Source organism: Yoonia maritima (assembly GCF_043641945.1).
In the GTDB taxonomy this organism is placed as follows: Bacteria; Pseudomonadota; Alphaproteobacteria; order Rhodobacterales; family Rhodobacteraceae; genus Yoonia; species Yoonia maritima_B.
The window spans coordinates 20086-38844 of the sequence record NZ_JBHZRX010000010.1; the positions used below are offsets into that span (position 1 = coordinate 20086).

20 protein-coding genes are annotated in these 18759 nt (G+C 54.0%); 14 read left to right on the plus strand and 6 right to left on the minus strand.

Translation table 11 applies throughout. From position 1 onward, the window contains the following. Nucleotides 1-316 precede the first annotated feature (316 nt). Complete coding sequence (locus tag ACHUEV_RS17075; protein WP_394182026.1) at nucleotides 317-1858, plus strand: helicase HerA-like domain-containing protein; 1542 nt, start codon at nucleotides 317-319, stop codon at nucleotides 1856-1858. A gap of 33 nt (nucleotides 1859-1891) precedes the next feature. Here ACHUEV_RS17075 and ACHUEV_RS17080 read toward each other — a convergent pair whose 3' ends face one another. The 3 genes from ACHUEV_RS17080 to ACHUEV_RS17090 are packed head-to-tail and all read right to left on the minus strand — an operon-like array spanning nucleotide 1892 to nucleotide 5501. Continuing rightward, nucleotides 1892-3187: an HlyC/CorC family transporter gene (locus ACHUEV_RS17080; protein WP_394182028.1), complete on the minus strand. Its 1296-nt coding sequence runs from the start codon at nucleotides 3185-3187 to the stop codon at nucleotides 1892-1894. Further along, entirely contained in the window at nucleotides 3187-4116 is a 930-nt protein-coding gene (locus tag ACHUEV_RS17085) for a site-specific tyrosine recombinase XerD (RefSeq protein WP_394182154.1), read from the minus strand. Before ACHUEV_RS17085 ends, ACHUEV_RS17080 begins: the two co-directional genes overlap by 1 nt. A 17-nt stretch (nucleotides 4117-4133) precedes the next feature. Further along, a complete protein-coding gene (locus ACHUEV_RS17090) occupies nucleotides 4134-5501 on the minus strand; it encodes a hypothetical protein (RefSeq protein ID WP_394182030.1) in 1368 nt (455 codons plus the stop codon). Nucleotides 5502-5942: 441 nt separating this feature from the next. Here ACHUEV_RS17090 and ACHUEV_RS17095 point away from each other — a divergent pair, with 441 nt between their 5' ends. The 6 genes from ACHUEV_RS17095 to queF all read left to right on the plus strand — a co-directional run bounded on the left by ACHUEV_RS17095 (nucleotide 5943) and on the right by queF (nucleotide 9979). Continuing rightward, entirely contained in the window at nucleotides 5943-6500 is a 558-nt protein-coding gene (locus tag ACHUEV_RS17095; protein ID WP_394182032.1) for a shikimate kinase, read from the plus strand. Nucleotide 6501: 1 nt separating this feature from the next. After that, the gene (gene aroB, locus ACHUEV_RS17100) at nucleotides 6502-7626 is read left to right on the plus strand and encodes a 3-dehydroquinate synthase (RefSeq protein ID WP_394182034.1); all 1125 of its coding nucleotides are present in this window, start codon (nucleotides 6502-6504) and stop codon (nucleotides 7624-7626) included. A 107-nt stretch (nucleotides 7627-7733) separates the two neighbouring features. Beyond that, nucleotides 7734-8435: a 7-cyano-7-deazaguanine synthase QueC gene (gene queC, locus ACHUEV_RS17105; RefSeq protein WP_394182036.1), complete on the plus strand. Its 702-nt coding sequence runs from the start codon at nucleotides 7734-7736 to the stop codon at nucleotides 8433-8435. Continuing rightward, nucleotides 8435-8788: a 6-carboxytetrahydropterin synthase QueD gene (gene queD / locus ACHUEV_RS17110; protein WP_394182038.1), complete on the plus strand. Its 354-nt coding sequence runs from the start codon at nucleotides 8435-8437 to the stop codon at nucleotides 8786-8788. The genes queC and queD overlap by 1 nt, the downstream gene beginning before the upstream one ends. Next, nucleotides 8785-9492 carry a 7-carboxy-7-deazaguanine synthase QueE gene (gene queE / locus ACHUEV_RS17115; RefSeq protein WP_394182040.1) on the plus strand — a complete coding sequence of 236 codons (708 nt, stop codon included), beginning with the start codon at nucleotides 8785-8787 and terminating at the stop codon, nucleotides 9490-9492. Before queD ends, queE begins: the two co-directional genes overlap by 4 nt. Nucleotides 9493-9514: 22 nt before the next feature. After that, on the plus strand, nucleotides 9515-9979 hold the full coding sequence (queF, locus tag ACHUEV_RS17120) for a preQ(1) synthase (RefSeq protein ID WP_394182042.1): 465 nt from the start codon (nucleotides 9515-9517) through the stop codon (nucleotides 9977-9979). Between the two features lie 85 nt (nucleotides 9980-10064). Here the strand turns inward: queF and ssb are convergent, their stop codons facing one another. Next, complete coding sequence (gene ssb / locus ACHUEV_RS17125; protein ID WP_394182044.1) at nucleotides 10065-10601, minus strand: single-stranded DNA-binding protein; 537 nt, start codon at nucleotides 10599-10601, stop codon at nucleotides 10065-10067. Between the two features lie 154 nt (nucleotides 10602-10755). On the opposite strand from ssb, the gene ACHUEV_RS17130 reads away from it, so the two are divergent. Further along, the gene (locus tag ACHUEV_RS17130) at nucleotides 10756-11331 is read left to right on the plus strand and encodes a lytic transglycosylase domain-containing protein (RefSeq protein ID WP_394182156.1); all 576 of its coding nucleotides are present in this window, start codon (nucleotides 10756-10758) and stop codon (nucleotides 11329-11331) included. Between the two features lie 9 nt (nucleotides 11332-11340). On the opposite strand, the gene ACHUEV_RS17135 is transcribed toward ACHUEV_RS17130, so the two are convergent. Both ACHUEV_RS17135 and miaA read right to left on the minus strand, forming a co-directional pair. Continuing rightward, nucleotides 11341-12138: a helix-turn-helix domain-containing protein gene (locus ACHUEV_RS17135; protein WP_394182046.1), complete on the minus strand. Its 798-nt coding sequence runs from the start codon at nucleotides 12136-12138 to the stop codon at nucleotides 11341-11343. A gap of 67 nt (nucleotides 12139-12205) precedes the next feature. Beyond that, nucleotides 12206-13096 carry a tRNA (adenosine(37)-N6)-dimethylallyltransferase MiaA gene (gene miaA / locus ACHUEV_RS17140; protein ID WP_394182048.1) on the minus strand — a complete coding sequence of 297 codons (891 nt, stop codon included), beginning with the start codon at nucleotides 13094-13096 and terminating at the stop codon, nucleotides 12206-12208. A 104-nt stretch (nucleotides 13097-13200) separates the two neighbouring features. On the opposite strand from miaA, the gene pyrH reads away from it, so the two are divergent. From pyrH to rseP, 6 genes are all read left to right on the plus strand, one after another. Continuing rightward, complete coding sequence (gene pyrH, locus ACHUEV_RS17145; RefSeq protein ID WP_394182050.1) at nucleotides 13201-13926, plus strand: UMP kinase; 726 nt, start codon at nucleotides 13201-13203, stop codon at nucleotides 13924-13926. Between the two features lie 140 nt (nucleotides 13927-14066). Beyond that, nucleotides 14067-14630, plus strand: coding sequence for a ribosome recycling factor (frr, locus tag ACHUEV_RS17150; protein WP_394182052.1), 564 nt, complete (start codon nucleotides 14067-14069; stop codon nucleotides 14628-14630). Nucleotides 14631-14672: 42 nt separating this feature from the next. Continuing rightward, nucleotides 14673-15401: an isoprenyl transferase gene (locus tag ACHUEV_RS17155; RefSeq protein WP_394182054.1), complete on the plus strand. Its 729-nt coding sequence runs from the start codon at nucleotides 14673-14675 to the stop codon at nucleotides 15399-15401. Between the two features lies 1 nt (nucleotide 15402). Continuing rightward, nucleotides 15403-16200: a phosphatidate cytidylyltransferase gene (locus ACHUEV_RS17160; protein ID WP_394182056.1), complete on the plus strand. Its 798-nt coding sequence runs from the start codon at nucleotides 15403-15405 to the stop codon at nucleotides 16198-16200. Further along, nucleotides 16197-17366, plus strand: a complete 1170-nt coding sequence (dxr, locus tag ACHUEV_RS17165; protein ID WP_394182058.1) for a 1-deoxy-D-xylulose-5-phosphate reductoisomerase — start codon at nucleotides 16197-16199, stop codon at nucleotides 17364-17366. Before ACHUEV_RS17160 ends, dxr begins: the two co-directional genes overlap by 4 nt. Before the next feature lie 4 nt (nucleotides 17367-17370). Further along, nucleotides 17371-18708 (plus strand): RIP metalloprotease RseP, encoded by a 1338-nt coding sequence (gene rseP, locus ACHUEV_RS17170; RefSeq protein ID WP_394182060.1) that lies wholly within the window; start codon nucleotides 17371-17373, stop codon nucleotides 18706-18708. Nucleotides 18709-18759: the final 51 nt, after the last annotated feature.

Genomic DNA, 18759 nt, shown 5'->3' on the forward strand with positions numbered 1-18759 from the left:
TGGCGTTGTGGTGGCTGTGTTTCGCTCACAAATCCGAGGGGTAAAATAGAAAAAGGGCCCTCGAAAGGAACCCTTTTCCATTTTTCCCTGCCGGACTTGGCCGACTAATTGATATGAAAGCTACGCAATGTGCTTGGGGGCGTCAATATCAAATTAGAATTGAGTGACTTACAAAAAATCGCGGCCAATCAAAACACCGTGTCTGACGGGGAAAAACACGGTCTAAAACGCAGGTCTGCGACTTGGGGATGCTTTGTGCTGGCATCAATTGGTCAAGGATGTATTTTGATCCTGAAATAGATCAAAGGACAGATGCATGGCGGATCATATCTTTATCGGGGGCGGGGCGCAGGATTACGGCGTGGCGCAAACCATGTTGCTGGATAAGGCCAACCGACACGGGTTGATCGCTGGTGCGACTGGTACCGGTAAGACAGTAACGTTGCAAATTATGGCGGAAGAATTTTCTGCCGCTGGTGTGCCTGTGTTCCTATCTGACGTAAAAGGTGACCTGTCAGGACTTGCAGCGTCCGGGAGCGCCGATTTTAAATTGCACGAGGCGTTTACCAAACGTGCGGAAACCATCGGGCTTGATCTGCAGTACGATAGCTTTCCAGTAACTTTCTGGGATTTGTTTGGTGAAAAAGGTCACCCAATTCGCGCGACAGTCGCTGAAATGGGCCCGCTTTTGCTTGCCCGTTTGATGGGCTTAACGGACGTTCAAGAAGGCGTGTTGAACGTAGCATTCCGCGTTGCTGACGAAGAAGGCTTGCCGCTGCTGGACCTCAAAGACCTACAGGCTTTGCTGGTCTGGGTAGGGCAAAACGCGAAAGAGCTTTCCTTGCGCTATGGTAATGTTGCGTCGTCATCTGTTGGTGCCATTCAGCGCGAATTGTTGGTTCTTGAGAACCAAGGCGGATCGTCATTGTTTGGCGAACCCGCACTTGATCTGGCCGACATGATGCGTAAGCGCGACGGACGTGGCGAGATCAATATTCTTGCCGCTGATCAGCTGATGGGCAGCCCGCGTTTGTATGCGACTTTCTTGCTTTGGTTGCTGTCTGAACTGTTCGAGGAACTTCCAGAAGTAGGTAACCCCGATAAGCCAAAGCTCGTGTTCTTCTTTGATGAGGCACATTTGCTATTTGACGACGCGCCAAAGGCATTGGTGGATAAAGTCGAACAGGTTGCGCGTTTGATCCGGTCCAAAGGCGTTGGCGTCTATTTCGTGACCCAAAATCCGGGCGACATTCCTGATGATGTGCTTGGTCAGCTTGGTAACCGTGTGCAGCATGCGCTGCGCGCCTTTACGGCGAAAGACCGCAAAGAGCTCAAGACTGCCGCAGAGACCTATCGCGACAACCCTGCGTTCGATACCGCTGAGGCGATCCAAGAAGTTGGCACCGGTGAAGCGGTGACGTCGTTCCTTGACCGCAAAGGTATTCCGCAGATTGTCGAACGGACATTGATCCGCCCACCGTCGTCGCAACTGGGGCCGATTGATGATGCCGCGCGTAAGGCCGTGATGGATGCGTCGGCAATGGCTGGCAAATACGACACTCCGTTGGATCGCGAAAGTGCGCATGAAATGCTCGCCAAAAAGGCTGAAGCAGCTGCCAAGGAGGCCGAAGAGGCTGAAGCAGCAGAAGCTGAAGCAGATGAAAAAGAGCGCGAGTTCCGCAATGCACGGCGTTATGACGGCGGCCGCAGCGAAAGCCGCAGCCGTTCATCATCACGCAAATCAGCAGGAGGCGGCTTTGGCGGTGCGTTGGCATCAGTAGTTGCCAAAGAGCTTAAAGGTACGACAGGCCGTCGTATCGTTCGTGGTATCTTGGGTAGCTTGTTCAAAGCACGCTAAGTATTGGTAGGGTGGATTATAATCCACCCTACGTTAAAGCTGCCGGATTTTCAGCGTAGCGATCCGGTTTTCTTCTTTATTCAGAACCTCAAATCGGAACCCGTGGAAAGAGAATACCTGTCCCTCGACAGGAATCATCTGCGCCTCATGAATAACAAGGCCAGCAACGGTGTTGGCTTCGTCGTCAGGAAGGTTCCAGTCATGGGCCCGGTTCAGGTCGCGGATTGTCATGCCACCATCGACAATAAACGCGCCGTCAGCGGTTGCCTCAATCAGGTCTTCTTCGTGGTCGTCGAATTCATCGGCGATTTCACCCACGATTTCTTCGAGAATGTCTTCAAGCGTAATCAGCCCCTGCAATCCGCCATATTCATCAACGACCAACGCAAAGTGCGTTTGGCGCTTCAAGAAGTTGCGCATCTGATCGTCGAGCGTCGTAGTCTCGGGAACGAAATAGGGCGGCATTGCGACCTTCATCACGTCAAATGCAGCGAGGCCTTTGGCGTCGGAACCCGCTAGCAATTTGTGCATCGCACGCAGCAAATCTTTGGCGTGGATAACGCCGACGATGTTTTCCTGATCGCCACGGTAGAGCGGGAGGCGTGTGTGCGGGCTATCAAGAATTTGCGCCAGCATGTCTTGGGGGCTTTGGTCTGCATCAACCATTTGAATGCTGGAACGGTGCAACATGATTTCTTCAACGGCGCGTTCGTTCAGATCAAGCGCACCCAGAATACGGTCACGATCTTCTTTTTCGACGATACCTTCAGAATGGCCCAATTGCAGTGCGCCAGCGATTTCTTCACGAACGGCAAGAATGTTGCTGTCTGGGTCTGTACGCACGCCGAACAGATACAGCACGCCGCGTACCAGATAGCGCACAGCGGTCACCATGGGTGAGAACACCAAAACGACCAATGCGATCGGACCTGCAACCTTGGCCGCAACTGTTTCAGGGTAGGTAATCGCAAATGTTTTTGGCAGTACTTCGGCAAAAATCAGGACCAAGAGGGTCATGATCAACGTGGCTGCGGCTACACCGTTTTGACCGAAAATTTTGGTGAGTAGCGCGGTGGCAAGCGACGTCGCCAAAATGTTAACGACGTTGTTGCCCAGCAATACTGACCCGATCAGCCGTTCGCTGTCTTCGGTTACACTTAACGCCGTTTCTGCGCCTTTGGACCCTTTGTCTGCCGCTGAACGCAACTTACCCCGCGACGCCGCAGTCAGTGCGGTTTCGGAACCGGAGAAAAATCCAGAGAGGATCAAGAGGATGAGGATCGCGCCAGCTGTTATCCAGAATGTGGCGTCAGAAGTCAGGGTGTCCATTAGGGTCTTTCGGTTTTGTTCGTTTTTGCGAGCGGATGATGTTCAAGCACTAGCTCTTTTAGTCGTTCATCCAGGACATGTGTATAGATTTCTGTGGTTGCAACATCTGCGTGCCCCAACATGGTCTGGATTGACCGCAAATCAGCGCCTCCTGCTAGCAAATGCGTGGCAAATGCGTGGCGCAAGGTATGGGGTGTCACCTTTTCTGGCGACACACCGCCAGCGACGGCAAATTCTTTGATCAGACCAAAGAACCGATGCCGGGTGAGGTGGCCCAGTTTTCCGCGCGATGGGAACAAGAAAGGCGAGGCTGGTTTTCCATCTTTACGCCCGGCATCCTCCGCCGCATCGCGTGACGCAAGGTAGATGGCAAGCGCATCGCGGGCAGGGGGGGACAGGGGCACAAGGCGTTCCTTGCCGCCCTTACCCCGCACCAAAAGCATACGCGGATCGCCGCGTGCTGCTGACACGGGTAGGCTGACCAATTCGGTCACGCGCATCCCTGTCGCATAAAGCAATTCCATCAGACAGGCGTTGCGCAATGCCTCGCGCGGCGTATTACGCGCGGCTTCTAACAAGCGGTCGACCTCGGCTATTTCCAGTGTCTTAGGTAATCGTTTTGCGCGACCGGGTCCTTTGATCTGGATCGCGGGGTTGTCTTCGCGCCAACCTTCTTCGAATGCGAAACGATAAAGCTGTTTGATGGCTGATAGCCGCCGCGCCCGCGTTGCCTTTGACAGGCCTTCGTTCTCGCAATCGATCAAATAGCTTTCGACGTGGTCACGCGTTGTCGTCGCAAAATGCAGCGATTTGTTTGCAAGCCAAGCGGAGAAGTTCTGCAGGTCCCGCGCATAGGCAAGCTGCGTGTTCGTCGCCGCATCCAATTCGGCGGCCTGTGCTTCAAGAAACACTTGGATCCAGCGCGCCATAGGTTGATCTGCGTTCGTCACGTCACACGTTCCAAGATCATCAACTGAAGTGCTGCACGACGGGCGACGTCCTCTAGTCCGACGGCACGCATCAGCGCGAGCGCATCCGTTAACGACCGGAAATCACCTGCATAGCCTTCGTTGAAAATGGCAGTGGCGCGCAATAATGCCTCGCCCAGCTTGCCTTCGTCAGCGAGGTTTTGGAGGACTTCGGGTGGTTGGGCTCCGTTGAATGCCGCCTGAATAGCGAGCGCAGTGGATGACGTGACGCTGACTTCTTGCGGGCGACCTCGCGCAAGCGCGATCAGGAATGGGTCATATGATGTGTCTGCGGCGCTGATCGCAACAGTTTCATAATCGGGTGACAACAGGCCAACCGTCACGGCGATGGAACGTGCCTCTCCCGTCAACGCTAATTCCTGAAGTGCGGGGCTGTAGCTTTTTGCAAATTGGATTTCAGTGCGCGCCTGTTTCATGGCGGCCCATGCAGCGGGCAGGGTGTTTGCCACGGCGTCAGGGTCTTGGTCTGTTATCGCACGATCAAAGCTTTGTACTGCGCGCGCACGGTCCCAAACCCCGCCAGAGGCGGCAGGCGTGTGGGCCGTGTAGAAATCCTGTAATACATTTTCCGAAACGGCTCCGTGACGTGCTAGCCGTTCTGCCGCTTCGATCTGGGCCTTCCAGCCAACTGTCGAACGCAAATCAGCATGTGAAAACGCGAGAGGGAGGTTTGCCGTGATCAAACCTTCGCCGATGGCCTCGTGCATTCTAAACATCAAAGGGCTGATGCGTTCAGGCGGATCGAGCGGTGCTTCGCCTTCGAAAAGTTCAGGATCAAGGAAACGTGTGAGCAGCATTTCCTCGGCTTCGCTAATGTCGCCCAGAACGCGATGTGTGTTCAGCGTCAGTGCAGCAGTGGCCCAATCGCCGTTACGCGCCAAGCAGAAAATCCGCGCGGGGTAGGTCGGTGCGATGGATGGTTTCTGGCCCATGACCTCACAGGCTTCGTTTTCGGTGCCGGTTAGCAGCGCAACGTCGAACCAACGCCGAAACAATGCTGGGGTGTCCGGCTTTGCTTGCTCAATCAATGCTTTGGCAGGCTCAATCGCGCCAAGGTCAAGCAGCTTATCAACGCGGGCCAAGAATAGCGTACCGCTTGGGCTCGCGTTTAGTGGCGGATCAGCCTCGGCAAGGATGAGCACTTTAAGGAAATCTTGGATGGCTGGCAGGGTTTCGAGCCGCTCTGCCCGCAAAAGGGCAACAAGCGTTTCTTCATCGCTTGATGACCAGAGCGTTCTGGGGAGCCCTGTCACGTCGTTTGGCAGCAGGCCAATCGGATCTTTGGATGGGCGGTCAAGCGGCGTCACGGTGACACGCGGTGACATTGCGCCGCTACTGATAGGGGGTTCAATGGCCGCAACGCTTGGCTGGACGCTACGCGAAAGCCAATCGATTGCCGACAAAGGCTCGTCTTGGGCAAATACGGGCGTGCTTATCGCACAGCAAAGAAGCGCGGCGCGTTTAGTTTGTTTCCAGCGTAACAGGGCGCGTTACCTCGCTTGAAGGGGCCGCAAAATCAGCCGGAAAAAATATCGGTCCGATATAGGCAAACGCGATCAAACCGACGCCTGCCAAAACGAATAAAAACAAAAGTGCCTTGATGAGCCGCAACATTATCTGCCCCGTTCCTCTTTATATGCCTCAGTATGTGGTCTTAATGCCAACTATTGAAGTGTTTATATATGGCCTTTTCCGCAAGATCACGGCATTCATTCATTAATTTTACGTGAGGCGGCATTATGCCGAATGTCGGGGGGCATAATCGAATGACGGACGGACCGGAATATCAGCTGCATCGCACAGTTGTGTTGGTGGGGATGATGGGGTCTGGGAAGTCGGCGATTGGTCGCGCGATGGCCGAACGTCTTGGTGTGCCGTTTGTTGATAGTGACGCCGCCATCGAGGCCGCAGCCGCCTTGTCTATCGCTGAAATCTTTGAACGCGACGGCGAAGCGTTTTTTCGCGAACGTGAAGCTGAGGTGCTACGCCGGTTGTTGTCTGGCCCGCCGGGCATTGTATCAACAGGTGGCGGCGCGTTCTTGGCCGAAAGAAACCGAACAGCGATCAGTGAGATGGGCGTTGCGCTTTGGCTTGATGCGGATCTCGATACGTTATGGGATCGTGTGCGTCACAAAGATACGAGGCCGCTGCTCCGGACGCCCAATCCCAAACAGACGCTGACAACGATCTACAACGAACGTCGCCCCATCTATGAACATGCCGGTGTTCATTTGCAGGTCGCACGCGACGCAACCATCGAAGACACAACACAAAGCGCGCTAGATGCTTTGACCTCACGACCTGACATCATGGAGATCACTTAATATGACCGCCACAGTACACGTCGATTTGCCCGGTCGCGAATATGACATCCATATTGGTCCGGGTCTTTTGGAACAGGCTGGTGCTTATGTCGCAGCGCTTGGTGGGCGCAAACATGTTTGTATCCTGACAGATGAAACCGTTGCTGCTCTGCACCTGGCAGAGCTTCAGGCCGGATTAGAGCGGGCAGGGTTCACATCAGAGGCACTAGCGCTTCCGCCCGGAGAATCAACGAAATGTTGGGCGCAATTAGAACGTTCTGTTGAGTGGTTACTCGCCCAAAAGGTCGAGCGCGGCGATATCGTGATCGCCTTTGGTGGCGGTGTCATCGGTGACTTGGCTGGCTTTGCGGCAGCGATCATGCGACGCGGTGTGCGTTTCGTGCAAATTCCAACCACACTACTGGCGCAGGTGGATAGCTCGGTTGGCGGCAAGACAGGCATTAACTCTCCGCATGGGAAAAACCTGATTGGTGCGTTTCATCAGCCAAGCTTAGTTTTGGCTGATACTGCGCTATTGGGTACGCTGAGCGCGCGCGATTTTCTTGCTGGTTATGGCGAAGTCGTGAAATACGGCATGCTCGGCGATGCCGCGTTTTTTGACTGGCTCGAATCCCAAGGGCCAGCCTTGGCTGCGGGCGACATGGATGCACAGATTCGCGCAGTGACACGATCATGCGAGATGAAAGCCGACATCGTGCAACGTGACGAGACAGAGCAGGGCGACCGCGCGTTGCTGAACCTTGGTCATACTTTCGGGCACGCGCTTGAATCCGCAACGGGTTACTCTGATCGTCTGCTGCACGGCGAAGGCGTTGCTATCGGGTGTGCGCTAGCGTTTGAACTGTCGGCGCGTCTGGGGCTTTGTAGTCAAGAGGACCCTAGCCGCGTGCGTGCGCATTTACGTGACATGGGTATGAAAGTGGATGTCGCTGATATCCAAGGTGATCTGCCGGATGCGGAAGGGCTCTTGGCGCTGATGGGTCAAGATAAAAAGGTCCTTGATGGCAAGCTACGCTTTATTTTGGCACGTGGGATTGGGGAGGCTTTTATCACCTCCGATGTCCCATCAGATCAGGTTCTTGCGGTATTGAACGATGCGCTCGTGTTGAAGCGCGCTCGCACGTAACGGAAGGGCAACGGCAGCTTTAATCGCTGTTGCGTTCTGAACGCGCCTTGTCTAAACGGCGCTCCACCGGTCGCAGCCTACCCGGTCAACAAAACAAGGACTGAAAAATGAAGACGATTGTTATCTGCTCAGGCGGACTGGATTCCGTTTCGCTTGCGCATGTGGTTGCCAATGACGGCAACCTTTCTCGGCTGGTGTCCTTTGACTATGGACAGCGTCACCGCAAAGAGCTCGACTATGCGGCAGCATGTGCCGTTCGGTTGGGTGTGCCGCATCACATCATCGATATGCGCCAAATCGGTGCCGCGCTTAGCGGTTCTGCACTGACGGATGATATCGATGTTCCCGACGGCCACTATGCCGAAGAGACCATGAAAATCACAGTGGTGCCGAATCGCAATGCGATTATGCTGACCATTGCTTATGGTATTGCCGCCGCGAACAGTGATGACGCTGTGGCGACAGCGGTTCATGGGGGGGATCACTTTATCTACCCCGATTGCCGACCTGCATTTACCGAAAGCTTTGACCGGATGCAGCGCGCAGCGCTGGACGGTTACGCAGATGTGACGCTGTCAACGCCATTTGTGCACCTTTCCAAAGCCGACATCGTGACCGAAGGTGCGCGCGTTGGAACGCCATTTGCCGAAACATGGTCGTGCTATAAGGGCGGCGAAAAACAGTGCGGACGCTGCGGAACCTGTGTTGAGCGTCGCGAGGCGTTCCATTTGGCAGGTGTTGAAGACCCGACGGAATACGAAGACCCAGATTTCTGGCAGGCCGCTATTGCGGCACATGAGGGCAACTGATGTTTCGCATATCGAAGGAGTTTCACTTTTCAGCCTCGCATCAACTGTCGCATCTGCCACAGGATCACCAATGCGCGCGTTTGCATGGTCACAACTACATCGTGGTTGTTGAACTGGCCGCAGCGTCGCTTAACTCGGATGGTTTTGTGCGTGATTATCACGAACTAAAACCGTTGAAGGATTATATCGACGGCACCTTCGATCACCGGCACCTAAATGATGTTCTGGAAGGCCCATCGACGGCCGAAAACATGGCGCATCATTTCTACCAATGGTGCAAAGCACGCTGGCCGGAAACGTCGGCGGTTAAGGTTTCGGAAACGCCGAAAACTTGGGCAGAGTATCGACCATGACACTGCGTATTGCGGAAATATTCGGACCGACAATTCAGGGCGAGGGCGCGCTGATCGGTGAACCGACCGTATTTATCCGCGCTGGTGGGTGTGATTACCGCTGCGTCTGGTGCGACTCGATGCATGCCGTGGACAGCGCTAATCGGCACGATTGGCACGTCATGGAACCGGTAGAGGTCTGGAAAGAAGTTGCGCAGCTTTCGGGTGGGCGGCCACTGACCGTGTCGATCTCTGGCGGAAACCCTGCGATCCAAGACTTTGGGCGAGTGATCGCATTAGGTAAAACTGACGGTTATAAATTCGCCTGCGAGACACAAGGCTCGATCGCCAAGCCATGGTTCGGTGATCTTGATACACTGGTGCTAAGCCCCAAGCCGCCTTCAAGCGAGGAAACCGTTGACTGGGCCGCATTCGACAAGTGCCTTGTTGCTGCAGAAGGTGGGCCCGAAATAGTGATGAAAATCGTGATCTTTGATGACGAAGATTATGCTTGGGCCAAAGCTGCATCCGAAAAATATCCGCATCTGCCGCTATACCTACAACCGGGTAATTTAGAGGTCGACCCAAACGAGCCAGTGGACCTAACGGCCACAATCGACCGCCTGCATTGGTTAATTGAAAAGGTGACGGCTGACCGTTGGTTCACCCCTCGGGTCTTGCCACAACTGCATGTTCTGGTCTGGGGCAACAAACGCGGCGTTTAATCATTCCGATAGGAGAAATCGTATGAGTGGCGATATCTATAACAATCTAAAGCAACTGGGCGGCGCGACGGTTATGCCAGCCACCCCCGAAGAGGCCGAGTTGGAGCGCGTTCCAAATCCGCAGGCCGACGTTGCATATAACGTGCGCTTTACCGCGCCCGAGTTTACGTCGCTTTGCCCGATGACCGGACAACCGGATTTTGCCCATCTTGTCATCGACTATGTGCCCGGTGCGTGGTTGATCGAAAGCAAGTCACTCAAGCTGTTCTTAGGTTCGTTCCGGAACCATGGTGCGTTCCATGAAGATTGTACAGTTTCGATCGCTCGTCGGTTGGCAGAGTTTCTTGAACCTCAATGGCTGCGCATTGGCGGATACTGGTACCCGCGCGGGGGAATCCCAATTGATGTGTTTTGGCAAACCGGCGCGATGCCCGAAGGCGTCTGGATTCCCGACCAAGGTGTGTCACCTTATCGGGGGCGCGGATAATCCTGCTCGCGATGTTAGCTATGAGATAAATGATAAAGGCCGCGCAAATTGCGCGGCCTTTATTTTATGATAATATTTCCGAGGCTTAAAACGGAATTTCGTCGTCCATGTCGCTACCGCCGCCGCCAGCAGGGGCACCACCGCCACCGCCTTGACCGCCACCATAGCCACCGTCGTTGCCGCCGTAGCCACCACCGCTACCGCCGCCATAGCCGCCGCCACTTTGGCCACCACCATAGTTGCCGCCACCGCCTTGGCCGCCGCCTTCGCCGCGTCCGTCAAGCATAGTCAAAGTGCCGTCAAAACCTTGCAGAACGACTTCTGTTGAATAGCGGTCAGCGCCTGACTGGTCCTGCCATTTACGTGTTTGCAGTTTGCCTTCGATGTAAACCTTTGATCCTTTGCGCAGGAACTGCTCTGCAATGCGGACCAGACCTTCTTGGAAGATCGCAACAGAGTGCCACTCTGTTTTCTCACGGCGTTCGCCTGTGTTCCGGTCTTTCCAAGTTTCAGAGGTTGCGATGCGCAGGTTGCACACTTTGCCGCCGTTCTGAAAGGTGCGTATCTCAGGGTCGGCACCTAGGTTCCCGATGAGAATAACTTTGTTCACTGATCCGGCCATAGCGGTATCTCCCACGATTCTTGTTTGCGCTTTTGTGACAGACTGGGGATGTCGCAACAAGGTTAAGGAGCGGTTGCAATTGCAAGGATTGCCGGAATGAGGCAGAATGCCCAAGTTGACACAAAGTAATTGGATGCTGGATAGGATCGTGCAGATGAAGACACCGATTATTGGCGTCGTTATTCTTATGGTTGCCGGCCCGACATGGGCGCAAGACCAAGTCTCGACAATGAACCGTACCCGGCTTTTGCAAAGCCAGACGTCTGTTTTGGATAATCGGGCAGCAACACAATATCGCAATTCCGAGAGGCTACAGCCGCCACGGGCGGAATTCGCGGCCTTCATCGCGCCCTATAATGGGGCCTACCGTGGACCATTTATGGCAATGGCCCGTGACGCAGCTACGCGTAACGGAATCCCTGCTGATTTATTCCTACGACTTGTGCAGCAAGAAAGCGGATGGAATGCCAACGCGGTATCTGTAAAAGGCGCAATGGGATTGGCACAATTGATGCCACAAACCGCCGCTGGTCTTGGCGTGGACCCCGGCGACCCTGCACAAAACCTAAATGGTGGGGCGCGGTATTTGCGCCAGCAATACGAAAAGTTTGGGGATTGGCGCCTCGCACTGGCGGCGTACAACGCCGGGCCGGGCGCGGTCGAGCGTTACGGTGATGTGCCGCCTTATGCTGAAACGCAAAATTACGTCCGGGTGATTTGGGGGCATTAAGCCCCGTTTTTATACGGCTCTGCGAAAATGTGTCGGCGTTTCGCCGGTTCTATCTTTGAACGTACGCGTGAAATAGGCGGCTGACTGAAATCCCAACCGATCCGCAATATCCTGAACCGAGCTGCGGGTTTCGCATAGCAGTGTACATGCCTCAAAATGGATGCGTTCGTTTAGCAACTTCAAAGCAGAGCGGTTGCAGGTTTGCTGGCAACAGCGTGTCAAGTGCGTTGGCGTTACTTTAAGATCGGCTGCATAATCCGCAACTGTGCGATCTGACCGGAATTCCTGTGCGATCAGTGTTGTGTAGCGCGCGACAAGCTTTGCAGCGGCTGAATTACGTCGTGCGTCGCTTGCAGTGTCTTCACGAGCATTCAACTGCCGTTCGATAAAGATGCTCAGCAATACGCGATGGCAGTTCACGGCACGTGGGTCGCCGGTTGGTTTTAATTCGCGCTCGATCGCTTCAAATAGACCCTGCAGTTCCTTTTGCGGACCGACATCCAATAAACGAAGGTGGAACGGCACCGCAGGCATTCCACCGTCATCGGGCAGGGACATGATCTGCGCGAAAACGGTTGGGCCAACTTCCATCCCGTACATCGTGTGCGGTGGGATATAGATCAGGTTGTTCGGCCCGTAGCCATTTGTCAGGCCTGCAACCGTAATGCGGCCTTGCCCCTTCGTAATGTGGATCAGCCGTGGCGTCGCGTGACTACGCATCGCTTCGTTGCGCCAACGCTCGTTTATCCCGTGGTGTTTTAGAGGCGACAGAATAGGCGCCGATTTTACTTCCGACATCATAGTCATCAACGTTGTCCCAATGTTGACTCTTTCCATCAGTCTGATCGAAAACTGTTTTAAATCAACGCGTCCGTCATTTTGCAAACTGTACTGTTGCGGATATGTCAGCGAAATCAATCGGAAGTTGAAGCCACTGCTTGTGGCGTGACCGAAACCACGTGCGTTGACGTTTCGCGTATTGCCTTGATCCTATGATAGCAGCTTCGCGCGCTTCTTCTAAGGTCATTTCACCACGTAAATGCGCGATAAGCTCGGGCGCGCCGATCGCTTTGGATGAAGAATGGCCGGGGTTCCAAGTATCAAGCATAGCCCGTGCTTCATCAAGCGCGCCCAGCTCTAGCATTTGGTCGAACCGACGGCTGATCCGGTCATTCAGCCAAACGGTGTCTGCGTTCAAATTGATCCCAACGGCTTGATCGAAAGGGAGCAAAGGTGGCGGTGTATTATCCTGCCATTCAGCCAATGGGCGTCCCGTCGATTTCAGAACTTCCCACGCCCGCTGAACACGTATCCGGTTTTGGGTATCGATCCGACCTGCAGTTTTTTCATCAAGTTCTGACAAAAGATCATGCAAAGGCATATCGTTAGCGGTAGCTCTTAATGTTTCAGGTGTGGCAGGGATGTCCGCCAATCCTTGTGTGAGAGCATTGAAGTTTAACCCGGTGCCGCCGACGATAATCGGTCGCGTTTTGCCTTCAATAAAAGGCGTCACATCGCGCAGCCAGTGTCCGACAGAGTAGTCCGCATCAAATGGAATATGGCCATAGAGCGCATGTTCGGCCAAAGCTAAATCTGCGTCATCTGGGCGAGCCGTTACGATCCGCCAACCATCAAACACTTGCAAGGCATCGGCGTTGACGATCACACCGCCTTGCGTTTGCGCGATATGCAGCGCGAGCGCTGATTTGCCAGAGGCGGTCGGCCCCGCGATGAGGACAGGTTGGTGGGGGTAAATGGTGATCATTACTCTATTTGCGCAGCTTCGCGATTTGTGGGCAAGGTGCCATTGAATTCGGCGTCGTTTTGCGACATTTTGCCCGGCAGAACAACATAGAGCCGGGGGCCGCCATGAGTGACACTGAGAAGACAGCGTATAAGCGCGTAATGCTTAAAATCTCGGGTGAGGCGCTGATGGGCGATACTACCTTTGGCTTGCATCCCCCAACAGTTCAGCGCATCGCAAAAGAAGTAAAGTCTGTCCATGATATGGGTGTCGAGATCTGTATGGTTATCGGCGGTGGCAACATCTTCCGTGGGCTTCAAGGGTCTGCGCAGGGGATGGAACGCACGACAGCAGATTATATGGGGATGCTCGCGACCGTTATGAACGCGCTGGCAATGCAATCCGCGCTTGAGGAACTGGGTATCCACACTCGCGTTATTTCTGCGATCACTATGAACGAAGTAGCAGAGCCGTACATTCGCCGTCGCGCTGTGCGCCACCTTGAGAAAAAACGGGTTTGTATCTTTGCTGCGGGGACCGGTAACCCTTATTTTACAACGGATACCGCTGCGACATTGCGTGCGAATGAGATGGCCTGTGAGGCGATCTTTAAGGGTACGAAGGTTGATGGCGTCTACGACAAAGACCCAGCAAAATATGACGACGCTGTGCGCTATGATGAAGTCTCATATGACGAAGTTCTGCAAAAGCACCTTGGTGTGATGGACGCGAGCGCCATTGCATTGGCGCGCGACAACGATCTGCCGATCATCGTGTTCTCTTTGGATGAGCCGGGTGGTTTCCGCGGGATTTTGGCGGGCGAGGGTACACATACGATTGTCCACGAATAACAGGATCGCGAGTCGTCGGTATGTTCAAAGATGGCCGGATCTGCACAAGCGCTGCACATTCGCTGATCTATACAACCGACACGGTTTCCCGTAATACGATTGAAAGTCGGGCAATGCCCGCCAAGGAAGAGCAGTAGAAGATGTCAGAAGATTTTGAACTTGATACCGATGATTTGGGTCGCCGCATGGACGGTGCTATCGCAAATCTACGGACTGAACTTGCGTCGCTCCGGACGGGCCGTGCGTCGGGTTCGATGCTAGAACCGGTTATGGTTGACGCATATGGTTCGATGACCCCAATCAACCAAGTTGGTACAGTAAACGTGCCAGAACCACGTATGGTTACGATCAACGTGTGGGATAAAGGCTTGGTCGGTAAGGTCGAAAAGGCGATCCGTGAAAGCGGCTTGGGTATTAACCCACAGCTGAATGGTACGATCATCATGCTGCCGATCCCCGAGCTAAACGAAGAACGTCGTCGTGAACTGGGCAAAGTTGCTGGCAACTATGCAGAATCTGCACGTGTTTCGATCCGGAACCTACGTCGCGATGGCATGGATCAGATCAAAAAGGCAAAGGCCGACGGTATGTCGGAAGACGACCAGAAATTCTGGGAAACTGAAGTGCAGGACCTGACAGACGCATATATCAAAAAAGTCGACGAAACGCTTGAGACAAAGCAAGAAGAGATCATGCAGGTCTAATAGACAGTACGGGACCGGCGAAGCGTAATGGGAAGGCCAAGTATGCCTAAGGATCAAGACGACCCAAAGACAGGCCCAGCCCATGTTGCGATTATCATGGATGGCAACGGACGCTGGGCGCAGCAACGCAACCGCCCACGTTTGTTCGGGCACCAAGCTGGTGCTCGTCGTGTCCGCGAGATTGTTGCTGCCTGTCCTGAGCGTGGTGTCAAGTATCTGACAATATTCGCTTTCTCGACTGAAAACTGGAAGCGTACGCAGACTGAAGTGTCCGGCCTGATGACCCTGTTTCGCCTCTATATCGAGCGCGAAGCAAAGGCATTGTTAGAGAACGGTGTTCGCGTGCGCTTTATCGGGGACCGGATTCGTTTGGATGACAAACTGGTCCGCATGATGGATGAGTTGGAACTGCTAACCGCTGAAAATGATTTGGTGCATTTGACCGTTGCACTTAATTACGGCGGACGGGACGAAGTCACACGTGCAGCTAAACGGCTCGCTTACGAAGTCGAGCAGGGACGCATTTCGCACAAAGATATAGATGCCGAAACGCTGGCTGGTTTTCTGGATACACATGTGTTGCCTGATCCTGATTTGGTTATTCGAACCAGTGGCGAAGCACGCATTTCTAATTTCCTTTTGTGGCAGTCTGCCTATTCGGAATACGAATTTATTGACACGCTGTGGCCCGACTTTTCGGCAGAAGAATTCGCCAAGGTGCTTGCTAATTACGGCAGCCGTGAAAGGCGCTTTGGTGGAGTAATCGCTTAATATGACGACCTCGAAACCTTCGAACTGGGATGATCTGACCGTTCGGATCATGTCCAGTATTGGGATGACTATTGTTGGGGCCGCTGCTGTGATTATGGGTGGCGTTTGGTTTCAAATGCTTGCCGTTTTTGTGACGGCAGTGATGGTTTGGGAATTGTGGATGATGATCCGCAATGACGAACCGACCAAAGGTATGCTGTTGGCCGCACTTGTTGCGTCTGTTTTGTCTGGGCAAATCGCCGATGGCACGCTTGTTGGGCTTTTGTTGTTCTTTGTCGTTCCCGTGATCGGGGCGACCCAGCTGAAAAAAGAGCGGGTAACGTTCTTTATCTTTGCGCTTGGCATTCAAATTGCGGGTTGGGGTCTTGTTCATTTCCGGATGGATTACGGGTTCATCTGGCTGCTTTGGCTGATGCTTGTCGTGATTACGACGGATATTTTTGGATATTTTGCCGGTCGTAGCTTTGGTGGCCCGAAGTTCTGGCCCAAGATTAGCCCTAAGAAAACATGGAGCGGTACTGTCGCTGGATGGATTGGCGCTGCGCTGGTCGGCTATATCTTTACCCTGTTCACAAATGCAGGTCCGTGGATCGTTGTAATTTCCATGGTGCTTAGCTTTGCTGGACAAATGGGCGACATCGCGGAAAGCGCGCTAAAGCGTCGTATGGGGGTTAAGGACAGTTCTACGTTGATCCCCGGTCACGGTGGATTGTTTGACCGCTTTGATGCTTTGCTTGGCGCCGCGCTATTCATGCTTCTTGTGGCCACTGTGTTTAACGTCCCAGGAGTAGCCTTTTGAGGCAAGTAACGCTGTTTGGCGCGACCGGTTCGATCGGTCAAAGCGCCATTGATCTGATTGAGCGCGATCTTGATGCCTATAATGTCGTTGCGCTGACAGGGGGGCGTAACATTACGCAGCTTGCTGATGACGCAAAGCGGCTTGGCGCTGATGTCGCCGTCACATGTTACGACGAATGCTATGCTGAGCTGAAAGATTTGCTTTCAGGAACGGGGATCGAAGTCGCATCCGGCGATGCCGCCATTGCCGAAGCGGCCGGGCGGCCCGTCGATTGGGCGCTTTCTGCTATCGTTGGAGCAGCGGGACTTGTTCCGGGGCTAGAGGCATTAGCCCACGGCACGACGCTGGCGTTGGCGAATAAGGAATCATTGGTGACAGCGGGGCCACTGCTGCTAGGGCGTGCACAGGCACATGGTGCCACTGTATTGCCGGTAGATAGCGAACATTCCGCTGTGTTTCAGGCGCTTGTCGGTGAACATATGGCAGCGGTTGAACGTATCATCATCACCGCAAGCGGCGGTGCTTTCCGCGATTGGCCGATGGAAAAACTCGCCACGGCGACTTTGGAGCAGGCATCAAGCCACCCAAATTGGGATATGGGCCAGCGGATCACGATCGATAGCGCGTCAATGTTTAATAAGGCGATGGAACTTATTGAAACAAAAGAATTCTTTGGTATCCCGCATCAGATGATAGAAGTGCTGGTCCATCGCGAAAGCATGATCCATGCGATGGTGGGCTTTAACGATGGTGCGCTCATGGCTCATGTCGGACCACCCGATATGCGTCACGCGATTGGCTATGCATTGCACTGGCCCGAACGGCGCAAACTGCCTGTTGAACGGCTCGATTTGGCAAAGATTGGTCAGCTGACGTTTGAAGCACCAGATTCAGAGCGCTATCCTGCGCTAGACCTCGCGCATCAGGTTATGGAAACTGGCGGACTGTCGGGCGCTGTATTCAACGCAGCCAAAGAGCGCGCGCTTGATGGGTTCATCGATGGGCATATCGGATTTTTGGATATGGCAAAGGTGGTTGAGATGACGTTGAACAAAATGTCATCTGACAATGGGGTCACTGCGGGTGCCATTACCCTTGAAAATGTCTTAGAGACAGACAATCTTGCACGCATTCACGCGGGCGAAGTAATTGCACAACTAGGATAAGACCTTGGAATTAATCAACCAGATCGTGCCGATGTTCGGTAATGCTGCATTTGCTATTGTTGCCTTCATCGTAGCGCTTTCGGTGATCGTGACTGTGCATGAGTACGGGCATTACATCGTTGGCCGCTGGAGCGGGATCCACGCTGAGGTTTTCTCTGTAGGGTTTGGCCCACGGCTGTTCAGTTGGGTTGATAAACACGGGACCCGCTGGCAGGTCGCTGCCCTGCCATTGGGCGGCTATGTGAAATTCTTGGGCGACGCGAACGCCGCGAGTGTCGGGTCAGAGGATGTTGCGCCTGAAATTGACCCGCGACGTACAATGCTAGGCGCGCCACTTTGGGCGCGCGCCGCGACTGTTGTTGCGGGCCCAGTGTTTAACTTTATCCTTGCCGTATTGGTGTTCGCTGGTTCTGCGATGGTGCAGGGGCAGGCAGTTGACCCTTTAACCTTTGATAGTGCGAACGACCTTCCACCCAGTTTTGAAGTGGGATTGGAATATGGCGACGTGCTGGTTGCGGTCGAAGGGCTGAAATTCAACGACCCAGAGCGTACTGAAGGTCTGGTTGATCTACTGCCAAGCCAGCAGCAGCTCGACTATACGGTCCTGCGCGATGGTGAAGAAACAACAGTCACCGGCCCCTATATCATGCCGTCACTTATCGGGCAGGTTACTCCGCGGTCAGCCGCTGATGAGGCCGGGCTGGTCAAGAATGACGTCATCACCGCCGTCGACGGTGCACCTGTGTTTTCGTTCATGCAGTTGCAACAGCACGTGATCGCGGCCGAAGGCACACCTGTGACGCTAAGCCTCTGGAACGAAGGTGAAACGCGTGATGTGACCCTGACCGCGCGTCGGACAGACGTGCCGAAGACGGGTGGTGGTTTTGAAACCAAATACCTGATTGGTGTTAGCAGCAGCTTCTTCTTTGAGCCGTTGACCGAAACGATCAACCCTTGGGCGGCTATTAAGTACGGTGCAAATGGCGTGTGGTTGTCCGCGACCACGACACTGTCAGCGATGAAGCATATGGTGCTGGGCAATATCTCGACCTGTAGCCTATCCGGTCCGGTTGGCATTGCGGAAACTAGCGCGTCTATGGCGCGAAAAGGAACGCAAAGCTTTATCTGGCTGATTGGTGCCTTGTCTGCGGCAGTCGGTCTGATGAATCTGCTTCCCATTCCTGTTTTGGATGGCGGTCATTTGGTCCTGTACGCTTACGAGGCAGTCGCCCGTCGCAAGCCGACAGAAAAAGCGATCCAAGTGTTCATGTTTATTGGGCTTGCGCTGATCCTGACGATGATCCCATTCACGATCTTGAACGATACCGTACTCTGTCCTTAAGGCCTTTCATTAGACGTTTGTAGTTTTGACATCGCACCATAATCCGGCTAG

What these genes read in the sequence shown, in the direction of transcription:
- ACHUEV_RS17075 (WP_394182026.1), top strand. Translation starts at nt 317, where the DNA reads ATGGCGGATCATATCTTTATCGGGGGCGGGGCGCAGGATTACGGCGTG.
- ACHUEV_RS17080 (WP_394182028.1), bottom strand. Translation starts at nt 3,187, where the DNA reads ATGGACACCCTGACTTCTGACGCCACATTCTGGATAACAGCTGGCGCG.
- ACHUEV_RS17085 (WP_394182154.1), bottom strand. Translation starts at nt 4,116, where the DNA reads ATGGCGCGCTGGATCCAAGTGTTTCTTGAAGCACAGGCCGCCGAATTG.
- ACHUEV_RS17090 (WP_394182030.1), bottom strand. Translation starts at nt 5,501, where the DNA reads ATGTCACCGCGTGTCACCGTGACGCCGCTTGACCGCCCATCCAAAGAT.
- ACHUEV_RS17095 (WP_394182032.1), top strand. Translation starts at nt 5,943, where the DNA reads ATGACGGACGGACCGGAATATCAGCTGCATCGCACAGTTGTGTTGGTG.
- aroB (WP_394182034.1), top strand. Translation starts at nt 6,502, where the DNA reads ATGACCGCCACAGTACACGTCGATTTGCCCGGTCGCGAATATGACATC.
- queC (WP_394182036.1), top strand. Translation starts at nt 7,734, where the DNA reads ATGAAGACGATTGTTATCTGCTCAGGCGGACTGGATTCCGTTTCGCTT.
- queD (WP_394182038.1), top strand. Translation starts at nt 8,435, where the DNA reads ATGTTTCGCATATCGAAGGAGTTTCACTTTTCAGCCTCGCATCAACTG.
- queE (WP_394182040.1), top strand. Translation starts at nt 8,785, where the DNA reads ATGACACTGCGTATTGCGGAAATATTCGGACCGACAATTCAGGGCGAG.
- queF (WP_394182042.1), top strand. Translation starts at nt 9,515, where the DNA reads ATGAGTGGCGATATCTATAACAATCTAAAGCAACTGGGCGGCGCGACG.
- ssb (WP_394182044.1), bottom strand. Translation starts at nt 10,601, where the DNA reads ATGGCCGGATCAGTGAACAAAGTTATTCTCATCGGGAACCTAGGTGCC.
- ACHUEV_RS17130 (WP_394182156.1), top strand. Translation starts at nt 10,756, where the DNA reads ATGAAGACACCGATTATTGGCGTCGTTATTCTTATGGTTGCCGGCCCG.
- ACHUEV_RS17135 (WP_394182046.1), bottom strand. Translation starts at nt 12,138, where the DNA reads ATGACTATGATGTCGGAAGTAAAATCGGCGCCTATTCTGTCGCCTCTA.
- miaA (WP_394182048.1), bottom strand. Translation starts at nt 13,096, where the DNA reads ATGATCACCATTTACCCCCACCAACCTGTCCTCATCGCGGGGCCGACC.
- pyrH (WP_394182050.1), top strand. Translation starts at nt 13,201, where the DNA reads ATGAGTGACACTGAGAAGACAGCGTATAAGCGCGTAATGCTTAAAATC.
- frr (WP_394182052.1), top strand. Translation starts at nt 14,067, where the DNA reads ATGTCAGAAGATTTTGAACTTGATACCGATGATTTGGGTCGCCGCATG.
- ACHUEV_RS17155 (WP_394182054.1), top strand. Translation starts at nt 14,673, where the DNA reads ATGCCTAAGGATCAAGACGACCCAAAGACAGGCCCAGCCCATGTTGCG.
- ACHUEV_RS17160 (WP_394182056.1), top strand. Translation starts at nt 15,403, where the DNA reads ATGACGACCTCGAAACCTTCGAACTGGGATGATCTGACCGTTCGGATC.